Source organism: Serinicoccus sp. JS2-9, assembly GCF_059025165.1.
The window spans coordinates 1,549,439-1,569,242 of the sequence record NZ_CM180091.1; the positions used below are offsets into that span (position 1 = coordinate 1,549,439).

The window sequence follows — 19,804 nt, forward strand, 5'->3', positions numbered from 1 at the left end:
TGGACGCGCGTTAGTCACGCACGGGACGCGCGTTAGTCACGCACTGGACGCGGCGTCGGTCTCAGTGGCTGTCCGCCCCCGCGTGGGCGGCGTCGCTGTCGCTCCCGTGGTCCTTCTTGCCGAAGGGCAGCATCGACACGACGCCCACGATGACCAGCCCGACCACGAGCCCCAGGATCGCCGAGAAGAAGGTGTTGGTCAGCCAGCTGAGGAAGCCGGCGATCGCGGGGATCCACCCGGCCACGACCTCCTCGGCGTGGTGCACGAACTCGTAGATCGGGTGGAAGCCCAGCTCATCGATGCCCACGAGCAGGATGTGCCCGCCGACCCAGAGCATCGCCACGACGCCGACGATCGACAGCGTCTTGAGCACGATCGGCATGGCCGTGACCAGACCGCGCCCGAACTTCTGCGCCCCCTCGGACTCCCGCTGCGACAGGCTCAGCCCGATGTCGTCCATCTTGACGATGAGCGCGACCGCGCCGTAGATCACCGCCGTGATGACGATCGCGACGACCACGAGGACGATCGCCCGGTTGAGCAGCGGCTCGTCGGCGACCTCGTTGAGCGCGATGACCATGATCTCGGCCGATAGGATGAAGTCGGTGCGGATCGCCCCTGAGGTGACCTTCTTCTCCGCCTCCGGGCCCCTCTCCACCGCCGGCTCGTCGTGGGCGCCGTCGTGCCCCACGCCCAGCCACTCCAGCACCTTGTGCGCGCCCTCGTAGGACAGGTAACACCCGCCCAGCATGAGGATCGGCGTGAGCAGCCACGGCAGGAAGATGCTGAGCAGCAGGGCCGCCGGCACGATGAAGAGCAGCTTGTTGCGGATCGAGCCGATCGCGATCGTCTTGATCATCGGCAGCTCGCGGCTCGGGTCGACGCCGGTGACGTAGCGCGGGGTCACGGCAGCGTCGTCGATGATGACGCCGGCCGCCTTGGAGCCGGCCCGGCCGGCCGCGGCGCTGATGTCGTCCACGGACGCGGCGGCGACGCGCGCGATCGCGGCGATGTCGTCGAGCAGAGCAGCCAGACCACCGGCCATGGGTCACCTCACAGGTCGTCGCAGCGGAGCCCGCTCAGGCTACCTGCCGATCCCGAGGTATGCCGCATCTCCCGCCACGCGTGACACCGGAGCATGAGCAGCCGAAAAGTCCTCGCGCGAGGGATCCGTCCCCTGCCTCGGGCACCTTCGACTGCTCATGCGCCGTTCCAGGTATGCCGTCCGCTCACCGGGGAGGCCCCGGGAGCCGACCCCACGGCTCCGGTCAGGAGAGGCGCTCGATCACCATCGCCATACCCTGGCCCCCGCCGACGCACATCGTCTCTAGGCCGAACTGCCCGTCCCGGGTCTGCAGCGCGTTGATGAGGGTCGTCGAGATGCGCGCCCCGGTGCTGCCGAAGGGGTGCCCCAGCGCGATGGCGCCGCCGTGGACGTTGAGCGTGTCGTAGTCCATGCCCAGCGCGTCCGCGGACCCGAGCACCTGCACCGCGAAGGCCTCGTTGATCTCATAGAGGTCCAGGTCGCCGATGCTCATGCCGGCCCGCTCCAGCGCCTGCGTCGACGCCTCGATCGGGCCCAGCCCCATGATCTCCGGCGACAGGGCCGAGACCCCGGTGGAGACGATGCGCGCGAGCGGCGTGAGGCCCAGCTCCTTCGCGCGGGTGTCGCTCATCACCACGAGCGCGGCGGCGCCGTCGTTGAGCGGGCAGCAGTTGCCCGCGGTGACGGTGCCGTCCTCACGGAAGACGGGCTGGAGCTGGCTGACCTTCTCCAGCGTGACGCCTGCCCTCGGCCCGTCGTCGGTGCTGACGACGGTGCCGTCCTCGAGGGTCACCGGGGCGATCTCCCGCGCGAAGACGCCGTCGGCGATGGCGGCCTCCGCGCGGTTCTGGCTGGTCACGCCCCACTCGTCCTGGCGCTCGCGGGAGATGCCGAGCGAGGTGGCGACGTTTTCCGCCGTCTGCCCCATGGCGATGTAGACGTCCGGCAGGCCGCCCTGCTCGCGCGGGTCGGTCCAGGTCTCGTTGGAGGCGGCCATCGCCTCGGTCCGCGCCACCGCGTCGGCGAAGAGCGGGTTGCGCCACGACTCCTTGCCACCGCCCGCGCCGGCGAAATCGGCATACCGCGAGACGCACTCGACCCCGGCGCTGATGAAGACGTCGCCCTCGCCCGCCTTGATCGCGTGGAAGGCCTGCCGGGTGGTCTGCACCGAGCTCGCGCAGAAGCGGTTGACCGTCGCGCCCGGCAGTCCGTCCAGCCCGAGCAGCACGCTGACGACGCGGGCCATGTTGAAGCCGTGCTCGGCCCACGGCTCCGCGCACCCGAGGTAGAGGTCCTCGATGCTCGTCGGATCCAGCTCGGGCACCTGCTCCAGCGCCGCGCGGATGACCCCGGCGGCGAGGTCGTCCGGTCGGGCGGTGGTCAGCGAACCCTTGAAGGCGCGCCCGATCGGGGTGCGGGCAGCAGCGACGATGACGGCCTCAGCCATGGGTGGTCCTCCTTGACGCGAGCGGTATGCCGTGAGTCTAGGTGACCTGCCCTGAACCGTTGTGCGGCTGCTTGTGACACAGGCGTGCGAGGACCAACGCCTGTGTCACCAGCGCCCGCACAGGGTTGCGCGTTCCTCCCGTGCGCGAAATCCGGCTTCGAACGACCGCTTCTTCCGCCTGGCGTGAGAGATCGGTAGGCGGTCGTTTCCGTCAGCCCCATCCTTGAGCCCTGGGTACCGTCACGTCCGAGAGCGTCGCCGTTTCGCGACGCCCTTGAGGCGCACCGTGTCGATCTTCGTGAGATCCTTCAGCGCTACGGTGCCGCAAATCCGAGAGTTTTCGGCTCGGTAGCGCGTGGCGACGCCACTGCCGAGAGTGAGATAGACCTGCTGGTGGATCTGTTGCCGCTCGGCGGCAACCCGCTTCTGCGGGTGAGCGGCATCGGTGAGGATCTCAGCATGATCTTGCAGCGAGGGGTCGACGTCGTCGCCCCAGACGTGCTCCGCGATGACGTCTCAGCAACCGCCATGGCGGATGCGGTGCCAGTGTGGGTCGACCCGAGCGAGACAGATGCGCCGACATCCTGCAGGCGATCGAGCGCTGTCAGAGCTACAGGCAACACCTCGACCAGGAAGAGCTGCTGGGCCACCTGGCAGATCGACTGCGCCAGTTCTGACCACGGCAGACGCAACGCCGGCGAGATTCCGGCGGGCGGCGGATTCTGGGGCGCGTGATCTTGGCCCTCCCCAGATGGGTCTGGCCCTGTCGCGACCTCAGAGCCGGGCCAGACCCTCGTCGATGCTCACCGACGGCGTCCAGTCGAGCACCTGCCGGGTATGCCGTTGGTCGAACCAGTGCGCCGTGGAGAGCTGCTCGGCGAGGAAGCGAGTCATCGGCGGCTGGGTGAGCGACGGCATACCGGGGATTCGCTCGGAGAGCGCGGCGGCTCCCTCGACGGCTGCGCCGAGGCCCCAGGCGAGCGGAACGGGCAGGTGCAGGCGTGGGGGAGGGGCGCCGACCGCGCGGCAGATGTCGGCGATGAGCTCGCCGATCGGGCGGGGTTCGCCGTTGGTGACGACGAGCGCCTGGCCGTGGGCGTGCTCGATGCGCTCCAGCCCGGCCACGGTGGCCGCGGCGGCGTTGTCGACATAGGTCGTGTCGACCAGCGCCGTCCCCGCCCCGACGAGCGCCAGCCGTCCTTGACGGGCTCGTTCCGCGATCCGGCCGACGAGCTGCGTGTCCCCAGGACCCCACACCAGGTGCGGCCGCAGCGCGGTGACCGCCAGCTCGGGGCTGTCCGCCTCCAGTGCGAAGAGCTCCGCGGCGGCCTTGGTGCGGGCGTAGTGCCCGCGGGCCCGCATCGGCGTGGCGACCCCCGCGCCCGCGCCGGCGAGTGACCGACCCGTGTGCGCCACTGACGGGGAGCTGATCTGCACCAACGAGCCGCCGCCCTGGGCGCGCAGTGCCTCGATGACCCGCCGGGTGCCCCGCACGTTGATGTCGACGAAGTCGCGCCACGGCCCGACGACATCGACCTTGGCCGCGAGGTGCACCACGGCGTCCTGCCCCTGCACCGCGCGCGTGACGGCATCGGCATCGCGGATGTCGCCGAGGGACTCCCGGTGCCGTCCACCGGCCGAGCGCCGCTGCATGACGGTGACGTCCCAGCCGCGCTCGGCGAGCAGATCGGCGACCGCGCCGCCGAGCATGCCGCTGGCACCGGTCACCAGCACCCGGCCCGGCCCGCCGCGCTCCGCAGATCGCGCGGCCGGTCCGGAGGTGGGCTGAGCAGATCGCGCGGCCGGTCCGGGGGTGGTCTCGGCAGATCGCGGGTTCGGTCCGGTCATCAGCGGCTCCTCGTGCGCGGCGCCCGGCCGCTGCCGACCAGCCCGCGCAGCCGGTCACCCAGGCTCCGCCCGTGGAGTATGCCGCCCGCCCAGTCGGCCAGACCGCCGCGGTCGACCTTGCTCGCGTGGCGGATGTCGACAGGCAGCCAGTCTCGCACCAGAACGGCGGCGACGGGCACCCCGGCGACCTCGCGCACCTGGGCAGCCAGGCCAACCGAGGCCATCGCCCCGGCGCCCGGTGCGGCCCCGGTGAGCCGAGCCACCGCGCCACCGCGCCGCTCCGGCGCCACCACGACCACGACGAGCTGCGCGCCCGCCGGGCCGACTGCGACCGCCGCCGCCTCGGCCACGCCGGGCAGCTCGCGCACCCGATCCTCGACCGGGTGCGGTGTCACGGGCCCGTCGATCGTCGAGATCACGTGCGCCAGGCGGCCCTCGACCCATAGCTGGCCCGCGCCATCCAGGTGCCCCACGTCGCCCGTCCGGTGCCACCCCGCCGGGCGGGCGCTCGCCTGCTGCGCCGCCCACTGCCGGTCGTAGCGGTCCTTGACGTGCGGGCCGCGCACCACGATCTCGCCCACGACACCGGCGTCGGTGGTCGGCGCCTCCGCCGGTATGCCGTCGCCGTCCAGCGGCGCGATCCCCAGCTCCACGCCCGGGACCACGCGGCCCACGCAGACCCCCGCGTCATCCGCGGCCTCCAGCTCCCCGGCGTCGCCCGACCCCACCGCCGTCGGGTCGTGACTCGCGACCGGCAACGCTTCCGTCATGCCGTAGGGCGTCTCGGTCCGCGCGGCCGGCAGCAGCGCCTTGACCTGGCGCAGCAACCCGACCGGCACCGGCGCACCCGCCGAGAGCACCAGTCGTGGCCCGGCCAGCGCCGCGCGCTGCTCAGCGCTCAACTCGTCGGCCGTCGCCACGACGTTGCGCAGCGCCGCCGGAGCGGCGAAGACCATCGTCGCGTCCACGGCCGCCACGGCATCGGCGAGCGCCGCGGCGCTCAACGTGTGCGGGGCGGTGACGTCCATGTCCGGCACCGCGCTCGTCAGCCCGAGGGCGGGGCCGTAGAGCGCGAACGGCGCGAAGGCCGCCACGAAGCGTTCGCCCGGTCCGAAGCCGAAGGTCTCCCGCAGCAGCCCGACCTGCGCCCCCAGCCCGCGGCGGGTGTAGACCACGCCCTTGGGTGGTCCGGTCGCTCCAGAGGTGAAGAGCACCGCTCCGTCGGCGTCGTCGTCCAGCGTCGGCTCGTCCGGCAGGGCGGCGCCGCTCGCCGCGCCCTGCGCGGCCAGCACGTCCACCGACGCCCCGTCCGGCTCCACGACGACCCGGCTGCCCGGCACCCGGGTCAGGGCCGCCAGCGCCAGTGCCGAGCGGATCCCGACGACGTGCCGCGGCCCGGCACCGCGTAGCGCCGCGCCCAGCCGCGCCAGCCCGAGCCCGGCGTCCGCGACGACGACGACCGCGCCGAGGCGCCAAACGGCATACACGATCGTGGTGAGGTCGATGCCCGGCGGCACCAGCACGGCCACCCGGTCCCCACGCGAGACGCCCCGCGCCGCCAGCCCGCGCGCGACCTCGTCGACCCGCTGCCCGAGCTCTCCGAAGGTGATCCGTCGCCCGCTGCCGCCCAGCTCGGCCACGGCGACCTCGTCGGGGCGGCTGCGGTCCACCCGCACCGGCGCCGACGGCACGGCGCTCACCGGCACACCAGCAGGCTCGACCGGCTCCTCGGCACGGTCACCGACTCGCTGCTCCAGCCACTGCCAGATGACGCCGACCCCCTCCGGTGCGTCCTCGAGGACCAGGTGCGAGGCCCGCGGATAGCGCTGCACGTCGGCGTGCGGGAGGCGCCGCAGCAGGTCCTCGAGGTAGCGGGAGGAGAAGACCGGGTCGCGCAGCCCCCACACCAGCAGGGCCGGCACGTGGCTCAGCCCGGTGATCCCCTCGGCGATCTCGTCCAGGGTCGCGCGACTCGGGTGCGCGGGCTCAAAGGGTATGTCGCGCACGAAGTCTGCGACGGCGGCCCGGCGGGCGGCGCTCGCGTAGGGCGCGGCGAAGGCGGCACGCACGTCGCGGTGCAACGGCGGCACCGACAGGGCCGTGGTGGCGCGCACGAAGGTCGGTGTCTGCTGGCAGACCTGCGCCAGCAGCCCGGGCGCCCGCGCCAGCCGGATGACCGTGGGGGCGGTGTGCTCGACCGGCTGGTGCACCGCCGTGTTAGTCAGCACGACCCCGGCCAGCTGCTCGGTATGCCGCAGCGCCCAGCCCAGGCTGACCGGCCCGCCCCAGTCGTGGGCCAGGGTCACCACGGGTCCGGTGAGCTCCAGCGCGGCGGTGAGGCCGGAGAGGTCGTCGACCCGCTGCGCCAGCGTGCGGGCGCGGCCCGGGCGCTCGGACCAGCCCATGCCGAGCTGGTCGACGGCGACCACGCGCCACCCGGGCGGCGCCTGCTCGATCACCCGGCGCCAGAGGTAGGACCACGTCGGGTTGCCGTGCACGGCCAGGACGGTGCCGCGGGGCTGCTCCCCGCGGGCGGCGAGGCCGGGGCCGTTGTCGAGGACGTGCCACCGGCGGGTGAGGCCCTCGGCGTCGGGCGCGAGGACGACGCGCGACCACGCAGCGTCCACCCCCGGAGGCGGCAGACCGGGCAGGCCGACCTGCTCCTGGGTGGCGTCGCGGGCGGGGTCGTGGATCCGCTGGTTGGTGCTGCGGGCCTGCGCCCCGTCGCTCATCGGGTCAGCTCACCAGTCGATCTCGAGGCAGGTCATGTTGAGGCCCGACCCGATGCCCATCATGAGCACGCGATCGCCACGCTCCAGCCGGTCGGTCTCCTTGGCCAGCGTGATCGCGACGGCGGCCGGGCCGACGTTGCCGTAGGTCGGGAAGGTCAGCGGGATGCGCGAGGGGTCCAGCCCCAGGGCCTCGGCCGTCTTTCTGGTGTGCACCTGGGAGACCTGGTGGACGATGTAGCGGTCCATGTCGTCCCAGTCGAACTCGGCCCGGGCGTCCTGCCAGAGGGTCTTGGCCAGGCCCATGCCGGCGACGAGCAGACCCTGCGCGTCGGTGCGCATCTCGGTGAAGTCTCCGACACAGAGCTCGTGGTGCTCGGTGGCCGCGCGCGTCACGCCACCGACGACCCGGTGCCCCTCGGGGTGCTCGCTGGCGCGACCGAGGAGCATCGCCGCGGCGCCCGAGCCCAGGGTGAGGGTCGCGAACTGGCTGACGATGTCCTGCGCCGTGGCGTCGGCGGAGGAGAGCCGCTCCAGGGTGCGTTCCTGCGGCACCCGCGACCCCTCGCCGCACACGATGAGCGCGTAGTCGATCTGGCCGGCGTCGATCATCGTGGCGGCGAGCTGCATACCGTTGACGAAGCCGAGGCAGGCGTTGGTGAGGTCGAAGTTGAGGCACGCCGAGGGCAGGCCGAGGTCGTGGTGGATCGACACCGCGATGGAGGGCTCGAGGTGCTCCCGGCTCACCGAGGTGTTGATGAGCAGCCCGACCTGGCTCCCGTCGACGCCGGCCTGGTCCAGGGCCGCGCTGGCGGCCTCCACCGCGCCGCCGACGAAGTTCTGGTCGTCGCGCCACCAGCGCCGCTGCTCGATGCCCGCGAGCTTGGCCAGCATGCCCGGCCGCAATCCGTTGCGGGAGTAGGAGTCGCCGATGATCTCGTCGAACTCGGCGGAGGTCTTCACCACGGGGGCGTCGACGGCGGTGACGGACAGGACCGCGGTGTCGCGGTGCCGGAAGGTGGCGTTGCCGGTCAAAGGGGCCTCGGAAGGGATGTGGGTCGGAACGGACAGACGACCATTCGACCACAGCAGGGCACGCGCGGCAGAACTGACAGGCCCGTGTGGGACCATGATCCATGCCTGCCGCCCGCGTCCGGGCGACCTCGCGCAGGGAGAGGAAGATCTGCGATGACCACCACACGAACCCGTCTCGGCGCCCTCGTGAGCGCCGGAGTCCTGAGCCTCGGGCTGGCGGCCTGCGGCGGAGACGACACCGCGGGCGAGGCCACCAGCACGGCGGGGGAGAGCGCCGCCGAGGAGGCCGATGCCGAGGAGGACGGTGCCGACGCCACCGAGGAGGCCGATGGGTCCGACGACGCGAGCGACTCGGCGGTCGCCGACGGCGAGGTGATCCCGGTCGAGGACTTCCTCGCCATGGTCAAGGAGCCGGGGGAGGAGACGCTGTCCAGCTACACCATGACGATGGACATGGAGGTGCAGGGCCAGATGGTCGAGGCCCAGGGCGCGGCCGACCTCAGCGGCGACCAGGCGGCGATGCAGCTGACCATGTCACTGCCGCAGCTCGGCGAGATCGACCTCATCACGGTCGACGGCGAGGTCTACGTCGCGATGCCTGGCGCGACGCCCGAGGGGATGTATCTGCACGACTCGGCCGACTCCCTGGGACAGGGCGACGCGATGGGCCAGGCGGACATCACGCAGCAGTGGGATCTGTGGGAGGAGGGTGCCCAGGAGGTCCTCTACCTCGGAGACGAGGACGTCGACGGCACCGAGCTGGGCCGCTACCAGATCACCGTCGACCCTCAGGCGGCTGCGGCCGCCGTGGGTGCCGACGCGGATGCCGTCACCGCCGAGCTCGGGGACACGCCCATCGTCTACGACGTGTGGCTTGACGACGACCACCTCATGCGGCGCCTCGACTTCGACCTCGACGCCATGTCGGCGCAGATGTCGATGGACAACTGGGGCGAGCCGCAGGACATCGCGGCCCCGTCGGAGGACCAGATCATGGATCTCGGTGACATGGACACCGGCGGCACGGGGGGTTCCGACGGCTGATCCGCGGCCTCTGCGGCGACGGGCGGTGGACCGCTGGGTGAACGTGCCGTGAAGAGTTCCCGACACCACGCCGATGTGGCTCTGACAGCTCCGGGCAGGGGACAGACTGGTGCCCGACAGTCAGTCTCGACGAGCCGAGAGGACCGGGCACATGGCGCCAGGGTGGACCCCCGTGCGGGTGATCCGATGGCCCGCGCAGGCGCAGGACCGTGCGTGGTGCGCCGACCGCGGCATCCCCCGCGTCGTGCTCGTCTCCTCCGGTGTGTCCGCTCCGGACCGCGGCGCCGACGAGGTCGTGCTGCAGGAGCCGGTCGACGAGGCGGCGGTCCAGCAGGCCGTCGACAGCCTCGCCTGGGGGACCGGTCAGCCGCCGGATGTCGAAGATGCTCCGTCTTCACGCACGACGCCCCCGAGGCGCCCACGCTCCGTGCTCGGCGTGGTCGCGGCCCTGTTCTGACCGAGTCCGGCCGCCGACGGCACCGCTCGGCCGGAGCAGAGCTCGCCCTCCCTATCCGCGCTCGAGCGCGGTCCGCACACGGCGGCGCATCGGCTCGTGAAGGGGCCGCTCGACGAACCGGTTGATCAGCCAGGCCAGGGATAGCGACACTCCTGCGGCGAGGCAGAGCAGGAGATAGCTGTTGACTCGCCCCGAGAGAGTGTCGAAGATCGCGAAGCCGAACTGCCCGTGGACCAGGTAGAGCGGATAGGTCAGAGCACCAGCGGTCGTCAGCCAGCCCCAGTCGAGGCGGGCGAGCGGGCCGCTGGCGCACAGGTGGACGAGGGCGAACATCGCCACGACGATCACCGCGACGATGTAGGGGGAGATGTCGACGTCGCTGTGGTCGGGCGCACGCCACTCGCTGTAGCGCGCCGCCTGACGGATGCACAGGATGAGGTTGAGCCCGATCCCTAGGCCGACGAGCAGATCGGGTCCTTCCTTGTGCAGGAGGTAGAGCAGCATGCCTCCTGCGAAGTACGGAGCCCAGCTGGGGATGAGCAGAGAGCTGAGCAGGTCGAGATCCGTGGCGCGACACAGTTCGGCCACGACCGGCCAGAGGAAGGCCACCGCGAGGACGCGTGGCCGGGTCAGCCCACCGAGCGCCATGAGGATGCCGATGAGCAGGTAGAACTTCAGCTCGACCCACAACGTCCAGAAGGCACCCTGGACGTTGGTGATGTCCCAGGCCTCCTGCAGCATGGTGAGGTTCATGAGGGCATCCACCGCGTCCACCTGCCGGCCTCCGCCCCACACCACCTGCAGGCCAACAGTGAGGAGGACAGCCGCCCAGTAGGCCGGATACAGCCGCGAGATCCGCGACGCGACGAAGCTGGGGAGGGGCCGCCCGTAGGCGGTCATGAGGATGACGAACCCGGAGATGATGAAGAAGAGCTCGACGCCGAGATAGCCGTACCTCGTGACGAGGCTGAGCGTCGGGAACTCCTCGTCGGCCTGGTTGCCCCAGAACTTCTGGTTGATCGCGGTGTAGTGGAAGGCGAGGACGGCCAGCGCCGCCAGGAGACGCAGCCCGTCCAGAGCGGCGAGTCGGGACCGCGGAGGCGTCGAGGCAGCTGTGCTGGGGGGAGTGGGTCGCGGTGAGGTCACCGCGCGTCACCGATCACGCGCCGGACCACGCGCTCCGCGCTGCGTCCGTCGTCGAGCGGGTTGTACTTCGCGACCCACCGCGCATACCGCTCGGCATAGGGCTGGGTGTCGGCCAGGTCGCGGATCGCGGCCACGACCTCGTCATGGGTGTTCACCACGGGGCCGGGTGCTTCGTCCGCCAGATCGAAGTACACGCCACGGATCTCGTCGCTGTAGGCCGCCAGGTCCGGCACGAAGAAGATCATCGGTCGGCGGGTGGCGGAGAAGTCGAACATCACCGAGGAGTAGTCGGTGATCATCGCGTCGGCAGCCATGAACAGGTCTGTGATGTGGGGGTAGGTGCTGACGTCGATGACGCCCCGTTGCTCGACGCTGGCGCCGTGGCCGAGGGTCCGGGTGTGACCCCGCACGAGGATCACGTAGTCGTCACCCAGGTCGTCCGCGAGTCGCTCGAGGTCCAGGAAGACGACCATGCCCTGGCTGTTGTCCCTCCACGTCGGGGCGTAGAGCAGGACCGTCTGGTCCGGGCGGATCCCGAGCAGCTGGCGGATCGGCTCGCCGTCTCCATCGACCAGAGCATCGTTGCGCGGGTATCCCTCCTCGAGGATCTCACCGTCCCACGCATAAGCGCTCCGGAAGATCTCGGTACTGTGCCGGTTCTGGCTGAGCAGCAGGTCCCACTTGTCTCGCTCGGTCTCCAGCGCGACGCGGGTCGAGGTGGGCACCCTGGGGCGGTCGAGGCCGATCCGCTTGAACATCGATCCGTGCCAGGTCTGCAGCACGGTCTGGAAGGGCTGGGGGACGAAGCGACGCCGCAGCCAGTCGTTGGCGACAACGTAGCGCGACCGCGCGCGGGCGTCGAACCATGCCTGGGTGCCCTCCACCACGGCGACCGCCCCCTCCGGCACGGTCACGGAGAGGTCGGTGACACCCCAGTACCGCCGCAACTCGGGGTGCTCACGGGCCACGACCCGGTCGATCGCATAGGGGTTGCACGTCGCCGCGCGTCCGTAGAAGCTCTCGAAGTAGACCGAGTCCTCGGGCTCATGGGTCGTGGCGAGGTAGGCCGCGTCCATCCGCCGCTGGTGGAACGAGCCCAGCTCGCCGGCGCGTCGGGTGACGCCGACCCGGAGCCGCAGTGTCCGGCCAGGGCCGATCTCCAGCCGCATCCGGGTCTGGGGGACGTCCAGCTTCTCGGGGGTCCGGGCAATGAGGTCGGGACCGGACATGACCCTGACGGAGCCTCCAGCGGGGTCGATCGCGCGCAGGGTGTAGCTCCCGGTCCTGGGCAGCTGCCGCGCACCACCCCACTGGCTCTGGAGGAGTTCGACCGTCGCCCTCCAGGTGCCGTCCGGCTGTGGATCAAGGTCGACCGGGATGGTCTGGCGGCGGCCGACGAGGGCGAGGTGGAGCGCGCCCATCTCGCCCGTCCACCAGCCCTCGAGCCGGAGTGTCGGCACGTCGCCGGCGACCAGTTGCACGTCCTCGACCACGGCATGCGTCTGGGCGTCACTGAGGTGCAGCAGACCCGAGGCCCCCGAGTAGGCCAGCAGGCCCGCGTCCGTCCCCCGATGGGGGACGTTCTGGTCCAGCGACGTCGCCACCGGGTGACGCTCCCCGTCGCGGTCGACGACCACGACCCGGTAGGTCTGTGCCCGTAGGTGCTGCCCGACGCGGGAGGGATCATGGTCACCTCCGCCGGTGACCATGACCTCCCGCGCCGCGTCGGTGGCGTCCTCGATGGACTCGTCCCGCTCACCACCGCGGCCACGGTCGACCGCCGCGTACTCGAGCTCAGGCCCCAGCTCGGCCTCATCCGACGACTCCAGCACCCAGGTCGGCGGGATGTCCGCTGAGAGAGTGACGGATCCGTCTGCTTCTCGCGCGACACCCATGGGGCGCAAGGCGTGGGCAGACTCGAGCTCGGCGCGCTCGGGGGCGACGCCGCCCAGGCGTGTCCGGACCTGAACGCGTCGGCCGTCGATGGCCACTCGGGTGGCGAGGGCCTCCGGGTCGTGCCGAGAGAAGAACAACCCCCGTCGACGTTGCCAGGAGGGCACCAGCTGGGCCCCGGACGCCAGGGTGCGTGCCCCGAGGACACGCGCCGAGCTGTGGCGGTGACGATACTTCAGCGTGCCCGAGCGGACGCGCCCATCCGGCCCTTGGACCTCGAGGTGCACCTGCCACGGTCGGCCGGTCGTGTCCTCGACGAGAGGCGCGAGATCCAGGACCGCCTCGAAGGCGGTGTTGGCGTAGTCGAACTCGGCCCGTCCCGCGAAGGCGTTCACCTCCATCTCGCTCACCCCCCGCACGTCGGCGTCGATGAGGGTGGTCGAGCCCGGCTGCTTCAGATAGACCCGGATCTGCGGCGGCTCCGCATAGCCGTAGCCACGCTCGTAGGCCCAGCCGTCGATGGAGTAGCGGGTTCCGTCGAGCCACCGGGCGCGCCACAGCGTCGCGACCCAGCCGAGTTGTCGGTGGCTGACCGCGTTGACGCTGCGGCGAGCGACCCGTCGGGCGACGAGGTATGCCTGACGGCGGGCGACGCTGTCCGAGGAGCGGGCAGCGGTGAGCTGGCGGCGCAGGATCGCCCGAGCGCGGTGCGCGGCGATGTCGATCGCCTCACCGGCCAGGAGCTGGGCGCGGGCGCGCAGGGACACGTCCTCCCCGTGACGCGAGGCCATCAGGTGAAGGTCCGGGCGTTCGCGCGTGCCTGCTCGATGACGTCGGCGATCGCGATCGACTCCGAGGCGCGGAGCTTGAAGGACTCCGCGGTGTCGTGACGGATCAGCCAGGCGAACTCCGCGAGCTCGTAGCGCAGGCCGTCGCCGTCGAACTTGTAGTAGTACTTCTTGTTGTCGCGGGTGTCCTCGAAGCGCGCCTCGAAGTACTCGGTCTTCCACCACGGGGCGGGGACGTAGAGATAGCCCTGGCTTCCGGCCACGACCAGGTCGCCCTCCGCCTTGACGCCGAGGCCGGTGCGGGCCGTCGCCTCGGCGTGCCGGTAGGCCAGGCTGATCCGCGAGTAGACCTCGACCTCGGATCCTTCCGGCACCAGCGAGGTGGTCGTGACGGCCTGGATGTCGGTGCCGAGCAACTTGACCACGGCCACGAGCGGATAGCTGGCGAGCTCGGAGATGCTGCCCCCGGCCGGCGGCTGCAACTCGCGGCCCTCGTCGACGAGCTTGGTGAAAGTGGCGTCGACGGATCTGATCCGCCCGACCACGCCGCTGCGGGCGACCGCGACCATGCGCTGGAAGCCGGGGGCGAAGGCGGTCTTGATCGCCTCCATGAGCACGAGGCCACGCTCCCGGGCGAGCGCGAAGAGCTCCTCTGTCTGGGCCCTCGACAGCGTCATCGGCTTCTCGCAGAGCACGTGCACCCCCGCCTCCAGCGCCCGACGAGCGTAGTCGAAGTGCGTCTCGTGCGGTGTCGCGACGTAGACCGCGTCCACCGCCTCCAGCATCGCGTCGTAGTCGGCGTAGGCCCGGGTCAGCTCGTGCTCGGTGGCGAAGGCCTCGGCCGTGGAGTGGGTCCGGTTGTGCACACCCTCCACGCTCACCCCGCTGACGAAGCGGGCCTCCTGGACGAACCGGTGGGCGATCCGGCCGGCGCCGACCACGCCCAGCTCGATGACCCCCTGCTCGTTGCGCAGCTGGGTGCTCGAGATCCCCTTGGTGCGGTCGAGGTAGACGACGTCGCAGTAGTCCTCGAGGTAGTCGAACTTGCCGAGCCAGTCCGAGCCGATGGCGAAGATGTCGACCTTGTGCTTCTGGATGTCCTGGACCTTCTGGCCCTCATACTCCTCGATGACGATCTTGTCCGCGAGGCCGCTGTCCTCGACGTTCTTGATGCGCCGCATGAGGCTCTGCTGGACGTTGAGCTTGCCTCGGGCGTCGTCGTAGTTCTCCGTCGTCACGCCCACGATGAGGTAGTCGCCGAGGGCCTTGGCACGCTCCAGGAGGCGCCGGTGGCCCTCGTGGAACAGGTCGTAGGTCCCGTAGGTGATGACGCGCATGAGTCGTGTCCTCCCGATCGTCCGGTTCAGAAGCTGGGGAAGGCGGCGAGGAGCCGCTCAGAGTCGAATCGGGAATCCGGCACAGACGCCTTCTTCACGAGATGGTCCCACGTGATGCCCTCGAGCTCATGTGACTCCAGATCGATGGCGTGGACCTGCTCGCGGTCGAGGGAACCTGCGAAGAAGTCCTCGAACTTGAAGCGATCGCCGTGCAGGCGGACCTCGCCCAGGCGCAGCCACGCCCAGGGGACCCCCCAGGCCTGGGCGATCACCAGTCCATGGAGCGAAGACGAGACGCAGGCACGTGCTGATGAGATCTGGTCTATGACTGCCTCTGGGCCACTGCGCACGTCCACGACCTCCACGTTGTCGGATGCCGGTGACGTGATGTGCTTCTGATGCATGTAGTGGGGAACGACGGCAATCTTTCCTTCTAGTCGAGGAACCACCCGGGGCCGGTAGAAGTGAGGCAGCAACAGTCCCGGGTCGCCGTACACGGGCGGGGTGCTCCAGCCGAGCTCGCTCTCGAGCACGCGGCGGGTCGCTGGTCCCCGCACCGCATGGATGGCGGCGGGACGACACTCTGCGAGTGCCTCGACCTTTCCCCTGGACAGTTCACCGATAACTCCGGAGCCCCAGATGTGAGCGCCTGGTCGCTGAAGGTGTCCGGCGATCGACCCCACTGTGAACAGGCCAGGATCGACGGAGAGGAATGAACGCGTGTTGATTGCTGGGAGTCCGGTGATCGCTTCGATGAGCATGGGTCCGAGCAGATCACCAAAGTTCGGCTTGGCATCCCACCAGTGTGCTGGCACCAAGCCGGACTCTTCCGGTCGAGGTCCGGCGTCGAGAAAGAGTCGGAAGCGATCTAGGACCGACCGCAACTGTTCGGCGACGAGGCGGGCGGCCCGATCGCTCGACTGGTCCTCGAGTATGTCCAACTCGTGGATCTGCCGATTTCCCTGCATCGTCATCCGTGAGCGGTTGATGAGAGTGTTGCGCAGGAACTTCTCTGCTCCTCGACTCCTTCCGGCCAGGCACAGGCGCGTTTCGTTCCTCTCTGCCCGCAAGATCACCGAGACGTCGGTGCCGGGAAAGAGCCCCTCGAAGGCAGCTTCGTCCGGCGTGGGGAAGTGGTAGGCGACGTCGCATGAACCCAGCAGGCCCTCCTGGCGAACGTGCTCAGCCAGCGCCGAGCTCAAGGGTCCAATGTGTCCGGCCCGCCGAGCGTCCACCCCTGCGGGCCATGAGGCTCTCGACGCGGTGAGGGCGTGATGCTCCGCTCTGGTGACCACGATGTGACGTCTGCCCCTCGAGGCGACCGCGACTCCCCGGAGCGGCTCGGGCAGGTCGAGAGCGTCGGCGCAGCGGAGTGGAAGCAGAACCCTCCGGCGCCCCATCAAAGCCGTCACCGACAGGTCATACTCGTGCCTCCCCAACTGTTCGAGCACGGAGACCGGTATGCGACCTCCGATCACCGTTCCCGCGGAGGTTCGCTCAAGCCGCGTGACTTGAAAGGCCCACAGCGCCCATCTCCCTCGCTCCCGCAACTCCCCGAGCAACCTGGGGCCAGGTCTCCCCCGGACGAGTGCGGTGAACTGGAGCTCACCCAAGGGGTTCCAGCCGATCTGAGTGACCCATGCGCTCGCTGTCTCGGCGTCGCCACGCACAGCCTTGACGGACCGTGCCATCCTCTTCGCGGCACGCCACGCACTTCCGACGACCTCGATGATGCCTCTCCCTCTGTCCGCGGTGAGCGGCGCGGACGCGTCGCTGCATCATGCTACGAGTGTGTTCCCCGAGTATGGTCCGGTGGGGCGAGTCCAGGGGACGCCCCATCGTCACGTGAGTCAGGAGTGCAATGCAGGTTCCTAGCCGGTCGAGCCATGGCCACGAGATCGCCGTCTCCGTGATCATCCCGGTTTTCAACGCGATGCCGTATCTGGAGGGCCTGATGGACTCCCTCCTCGACCAGGGGCTTTCTCCGCACGAGTACGAGATCATCGCCGTCGACGACGGCTCTACAGATGAGGGTCCCGTTGTCCTGGACCGGTATGCCGCTCGATACCCGCAGGTTGTGGTGATCCACCAGGCCAACAGTGGCTGGCCGGGAATCCCGCGAAATCGGGGTCTGGCAGCGGCTCGCGGACGATTTGTCTTCTTCGCGGATGCGGACGATCAAATGGGCCGTGAAGCGCTCGGGCGCATGGTGGATTTCGCCGATCGGCATGGATCCGACATCGTCGTGCCGAAGATGGTCGGAGTAGGGGGGCGATGGGTTGGGAAGACGGTATACGCCGAGACTCAGACCGACGCGGACCTGGAGGTAGCTTTTCTCACGCTCACCCCGCAGAAGCTCTTTCGACGAGACTTCCTTCACAAGCATGGTCTCCACTTTGTTGAAGAGAAGATCCGTCTTGAGGACGGCATCTTCCTCGCTCAGGCGTACCTACTGGCCGACCGAGTCTCGATATTGGCGGATTACGACTACTACTACCTGGTGGCCAGAGGCGACGGGGGGAACATCAGTTCTACGCCCTTTGACCCGCAGGGCTACACCTGGTCCGTGGCTGAGATGAGTGGGCTGATCAGAGATCTCGACCCCCTCTCAGATCGCGCGTCGCGGGTCGTGCTGGACCTGTACCGGCGTAAGTGTCTAAAGTTCTACGAGCCGGCTCGTTTTCTTCGTATGCCAGCGGAACGCCGGCAGAAGTTTGTGCAGTCCCACGCCGATTTTGTGCAGGCGCACATTCCGCCAGACTTGGCAGCCACGCTAGGCGAATCTCACCGCGTCAGAACCGCCCTGATACGTGAGCGGGACGTCTCCGCCCTCGTGCAACAGGCCCGCGACCTGCTGCACGAGCCGGTGAGTGGCGCAGTGCTAGCCGACGCTCATTGGCGCCTCTCGGGCAGCATTCGGGTCGATCTCGAGGTCAGAGGGGGCACGGAGGGGGGTAACCCCCTTCCCTTGGAGTTGCTCGTGGTAGGTCGAGAGGGCTCAAGTCAGACCGCGCTGCCGGTGCGCCACTCGCGCGTCCTTCGGGACGTGGATGGTCAACCTGCTGTCCATCGATGCACCGTCGTCATCCCACGCAGAGCCCTCGCTGGTGTCCGCCGCACCGTGCTTGACACATATGTGAGGGCCGTGGGGGCGGAAGAACGACTTCGGGTGCGTGTTCCCCTCGAGCAGGCGCTGGCCCCTGAGCGGCGGGGGATACGCCCCTACGCTACGGTCAAGAGCAATCTCAGTTTTGAGATGCCGTCCGGTGAGCACTGATCACCGCGGTCAGGTCAGATGATCGGCAGCCGCCCGTGGCGCGCCATGCGCGCCACGTCGCGCCAGCGCAGCCGGCCCCGGAGCTCACCGGGCTCCCAGGGGTCGGCGCGCCAGCCGTGGCGCCACCCGGACCACCAGGAGTCCAAGCCCTCGCGCTGGCCGGTCCAGCGCACCAGCTGCACACCGGTCCAGCTGCCGACGTAGGCCCAGCTGAGCGGCCAGGGCAGGTTGCGCCGGGCGAGCCAGACCCGGTTGCGGGCGTTCTTGAAGTAGTAGTCGGAGTGGCGGCGCGGGTCCACCACGGGGTGTCCCGTGCGCAGCGACGGCACGTAGCGCACCTGGAAGCCGGCTGCCCAGACGCGCCAGGCCAGCTCGATCCCCTCGTGGGCGTAGAAGAAGATGCCCGGCCAGCCGCCGGTCGCGTCGAAGGCCTCGCGCCGCATCGCCACGGTCATCTCGACGACGCTGAAGACGTCCGCCTCGGCGAGCCGGTGGCGCGTGCCGAGCCGCGGGGTCCAGCGGCCGGGCGCAGGCACCTCGGCGTCGGGGTCCTCGATGAGCGGCTGCACCATCCCCACCTCGGGGTGCTCGCGCAGATAGGCGCCGGTCCGGGCCAGGACGTCGTCGTCGAGGAGCCAGGCGTCGTCGTCGAGGAAGAAGAGGAACTCGCCCTCCACGTGCGGCACTCCGGCGTTGCGCCCGGCGGGGATGCCGACGTTGGTCGGCAGCGCCAGGGTCTTGATCTCGAGCGGGATGTCGACCGGCTTCCAGGCATTGCCGACGACGACGATGTCGAGCTCGACGTCGCGTTGAGCCAGCAACGAGGTCAGCCCGCGCTGCAGCTCGGCGGGGCGTCTGCCCTGCGTGAGGACCACCACGCCGAAGCGCGGGACGGTCGCGCTCACCGCGCCTGCTCCCGCAGGCGCGCAGAGGCCAGGATGGCCAGGGCATGACCGAGCGTGACCGGCACGATGACGACCGCCATGACGACCACCTGCAGCCGGGCGGCCGCGAGGTCCTCGCCGAGGAGCGCCCCGACCACGGCGACGGCGAGCGTCACGAGGGTCATCTCGATGGAGTGGAACATCCGGTGGAAGGGCAGCAGTCGCGCCACGCGCCGCAGCGCCCCCAATGCGGTGCGTGCCGGGACGGCGCGCGCGGCAGCGGTGTCCGGGAGCGTCCCGAGACCGGCCGCGGCCCGGGAGGCGTGCACCATCTCGTTGAGCGCCTTGTTGAGCAGCAGCATCGCGGCGAGGAACGCCCCGGCGAAGGCATACCGCCACCACTGCGCGGGATTCGTCTCCTGCCCACCGATCACGCCGGAGGCGCGCCACCCCAGCGCGAGCGCGATGGCCCCCTCGACGGTGTAGTGCCCGATCTTGTCGAGGAAGACGCCGACGGGACCGGACAGGCCCTTCCACCGGGCGACCTCCCCGTCGGAGCAGTCCAGCAGCATCTGCAGCTGGGCCAGCAGCGCCCCGAGCAGGGCACCCCAGAGCCCTGGGATGAGGAGGGCGCCCGCCGCCGCCCAGCCGGCGACCATCATGAGGACGGTCACCCCGTTGGCGGTGACCGGCGTCGGGATCAGCAGCCGGGTGAGGTGGGGGGAGAGGCGGCGCAGATAGAGGTCACCGGTCCAGTGCTCGGCGTTACCCCGGGCGAGCACCTCGGGCGGCTGGGCGACGGCCCGAACCTGCTCCAGCGTCGGCCGCGCCGGTCGTGAGCCGGCCGCAGGTGCCTCGTCCATCGCCCTCCCGT

15 protein-coding genes are annotated in these 19,804 nt (G+C 70.2%); 4 read left to right on the forward strand and 11 right to left on the reverse strand.

The features are described from left to right. Window positions 1–61: 61 nt before the first annotated feature. Together AC5PYY_RS07730 and AC5PYY_RS07735 are read right to left on the reverse strand one after the other, a co-directional pair. Window positions 62–1,045, reverse strand: a complete 984-nt coding sequence (locus AC5PYY_RS07730) for a DUF808 domain-containing protein (protein WP_493899187.1) — start codon at window positions 1,043–1,045, stop codon at window positions 62–64. 223 nt (window positions 1,046–1,268) lie between these two features. Beyond that, the gene (locus AC5PYY_RS07735; protein WP_493899188.1) at window positions 1,269–2,492 is read right to left on the reverse strand and encodes an acetyl-CoA C-acetyltransferase; all 1,224 of its coding nucleotides are present in this window, start codon (window positions 2,490–2,492) and stop codon (window positions 1,269–1,271) included. 303 nt (window positions 2,493–2,795) lie between these two features. On the opposite strand from AC5PYY_RS07735, the gene AC5PYY_RS07740 reads away from it, so the two are divergent. Then, on the forward strand, window positions 2,796–3,227 hold the full coding sequence (locus tag AC5PYY_RS07740; RefSeq protein ID WP_493899345.1) for a nucleotidyltransferase family protein: 432 nt from the start codon (window positions 2,796–2,798) through the stop codon (window positions 3,225–3,227). A gap of 39 nt (window positions 3,228–3,266) precedes the next feature. On the opposite strand, the gene AC5PYY_RS07745 is transcribed toward AC5PYY_RS07740, so the two are convergent. From AC5PYY_RS07745 to AC5PYY_RS07755, 3 genes are read right to left on the reverse strand one after another with little or no spacing between them, the layout of a single operon-like run. After that, complete coding sequence (locus AC5PYY_RS07745; protein ID WP_493899189.1) at window positions 3,267–4,340, reverse strand: NAD-dependent epimerase/dehydratase family protein; 1,074 nt, start codon at window positions 4,338–4,340, stop codon at window positions 3,267–3,269. Next, window positions 4,340–7,072 carry an alpha/beta fold hydrolase gene (locus tag AC5PYY_RS07750; RefSeq protein WP_493899190.1) on the reverse strand — a complete coding sequence of 911 codons (2,733 nt, stop codon included), beginning with the start codon at window positions 7,070–7,072 and terminating at the stop codon, window positions 4,340–4,342. The genes AC5PYY_RS07745 and AC5PYY_RS07750 overlap by 1 nt, the downstream gene beginning before the upstream one ends. A gap of 9 nt (window positions 7,073–7,081) precedes the next feature. After that, window positions 7,082–8,104 (reverse strand): 3-oxoacyl-ACP synthase III, encoded by a 1,023-nt coding sequence (locus tag AC5PYY_RS07755; protein WP_493899191.1) that lies wholly within the window; start codon window positions 8,102–8,104, stop codon window positions 7,082–7,084. Between the two features lie 153 nt (window positions 8,105–8,257). Here AC5PYY_RS07755 and AC5PYY_RS07760 point away from each other — a divergent pair, with 153 nt between their 5' ends. Both AC5PYY_RS07760 and AC5PYY_RS07765 read left to right on the forward strand, forming a co-directional pair. Continuing rightward, entirely contained in the window at window positions 8,258–9,148 is an 891-nt protein-coding gene (locus AC5PYY_RS07760; RefSeq protein WP_493899192.1) for a hypothetical protein, read from the forward strand. A gap of 172 nt (window positions 9,149–9,320) precedes the next feature. Then, complete coding sequence (locus tag AC5PYY_RS07765; RefSeq protein WP_493899193.1) at window positions 9,321–9,605, forward strand: hypothetical protein; 285 nt, start codon at window positions 9,321–9,323, stop codon at window positions 9,603–9,605. Between the two features lie 51 nt (window positions 9,606–9,656). Here the strand turns inward: AC5PYY_RS07765 and AC5PYY_RS07770 are convergent, their stop codons facing one another. From AC5PYY_RS07770 to AC5PYY_RS07785, 4 genes are read right to left on the reverse strand one after another with little or no spacing between them, the layout of a single operon-like run. Then, on the reverse strand, window positions 9,657–10,751 hold the full coding sequence (locus tag AC5PYY_RS07770) for an acyltransferase family protein (RefSeq protein ID WP_493899194.1): 1,095 nt from the start codon (window positions 10,749–10,751) through the stop codon (window positions 9,657–9,659). Further along, window positions 10,748–13,435: a CDP-glycerol glycerophosphotransferase family protein gene (locus AC5PYY_RS07775; RefSeq protein WP_493899195.1), complete on the reverse strand. Its 2,688-nt coding sequence runs from the start codon at window positions 13,433–13,435 to the stop codon at window positions 10,748–10,750. Before AC5PYY_RS07775 ends, AC5PYY_RS07770 begins: the two co-directional genes overlap by 4 nt. After that, complete coding sequence (locus tag AC5PYY_RS07780) at window positions 13,435–14,769, reverse strand: Gfo/Idh/MocA family oxidoreductase (RefSeq protein WP_493899196.1); 1,335 nt, start codon at window positions 14,767–14,769, stop codon at window positions 13,435–13,437. Before AC5PYY_RS07780 ends, AC5PYY_RS07775 begins: the two co-directional genes overlap by 1 nt. A gap of 26 nt (window positions 14,770–14,795) precedes the next feature. Beyond that, window positions 14,796–15,971: a polysaccharide pyruvyl transferase family protein gene (locus tag AC5PYY_RS07785; protein ID WP_493899197.1), complete on the reverse strand. Its 1,176-nt coding sequence runs from the start codon at window positions 15,969–15,971 to the stop codon at window positions 14,796–14,798. A gap of 659 nt (window positions 15,972–16,630) precedes the next feature. On the opposite strand from AC5PYY_RS07785, the gene AC5PYY_RS07790 reads away from it, so the two are divergent. Continuing rightward, window positions 16,631–18,046: a glycosyltransferase family 2 protein gene (locus tag AC5PYY_RS07790; protein WP_493899198.1), complete on the forward strand. Its 1,416-nt coding sequence runs from the start codon at window positions 16,631–16,633 to the stop codon at window positions 18,044–18,046. A 14-nt stretch (window positions 18,047–18,060) separates the two neighbouring features. Here AC5PYY_RS07790 and AC5PYY_RS07795 read toward each other — a convergent pair whose 3' ends face one another. Beyond that, window positions 18,061–18,951 (reverse strand): glycosyltransferase family 2 protein, encoded by an 891-nt coding sequence (locus AC5PYY_RS07795; protein ID WP_493899199.1) that lies wholly within the window; start codon window positions 18,949–18,951, stop codon window positions 18,061–18,063. Beyond that, window positions 18,948–19,793, reverse strand: coding sequence for a CDP-alcohol phosphatidyltransferase family protein (locus AC5PYY_RS07800; RefSeq protein WP_493899200.1), 846 nt, complete (start codon window positions 19,791–19,793; stop codon window positions 18,948–18,950). Before AC5PYY_RS07800 ends, AC5PYY_RS07795 begins: the two co-directional genes overlap by 4 nt. Window positions 19,794–19,804 lie beyond the last annotated feature (11 nt).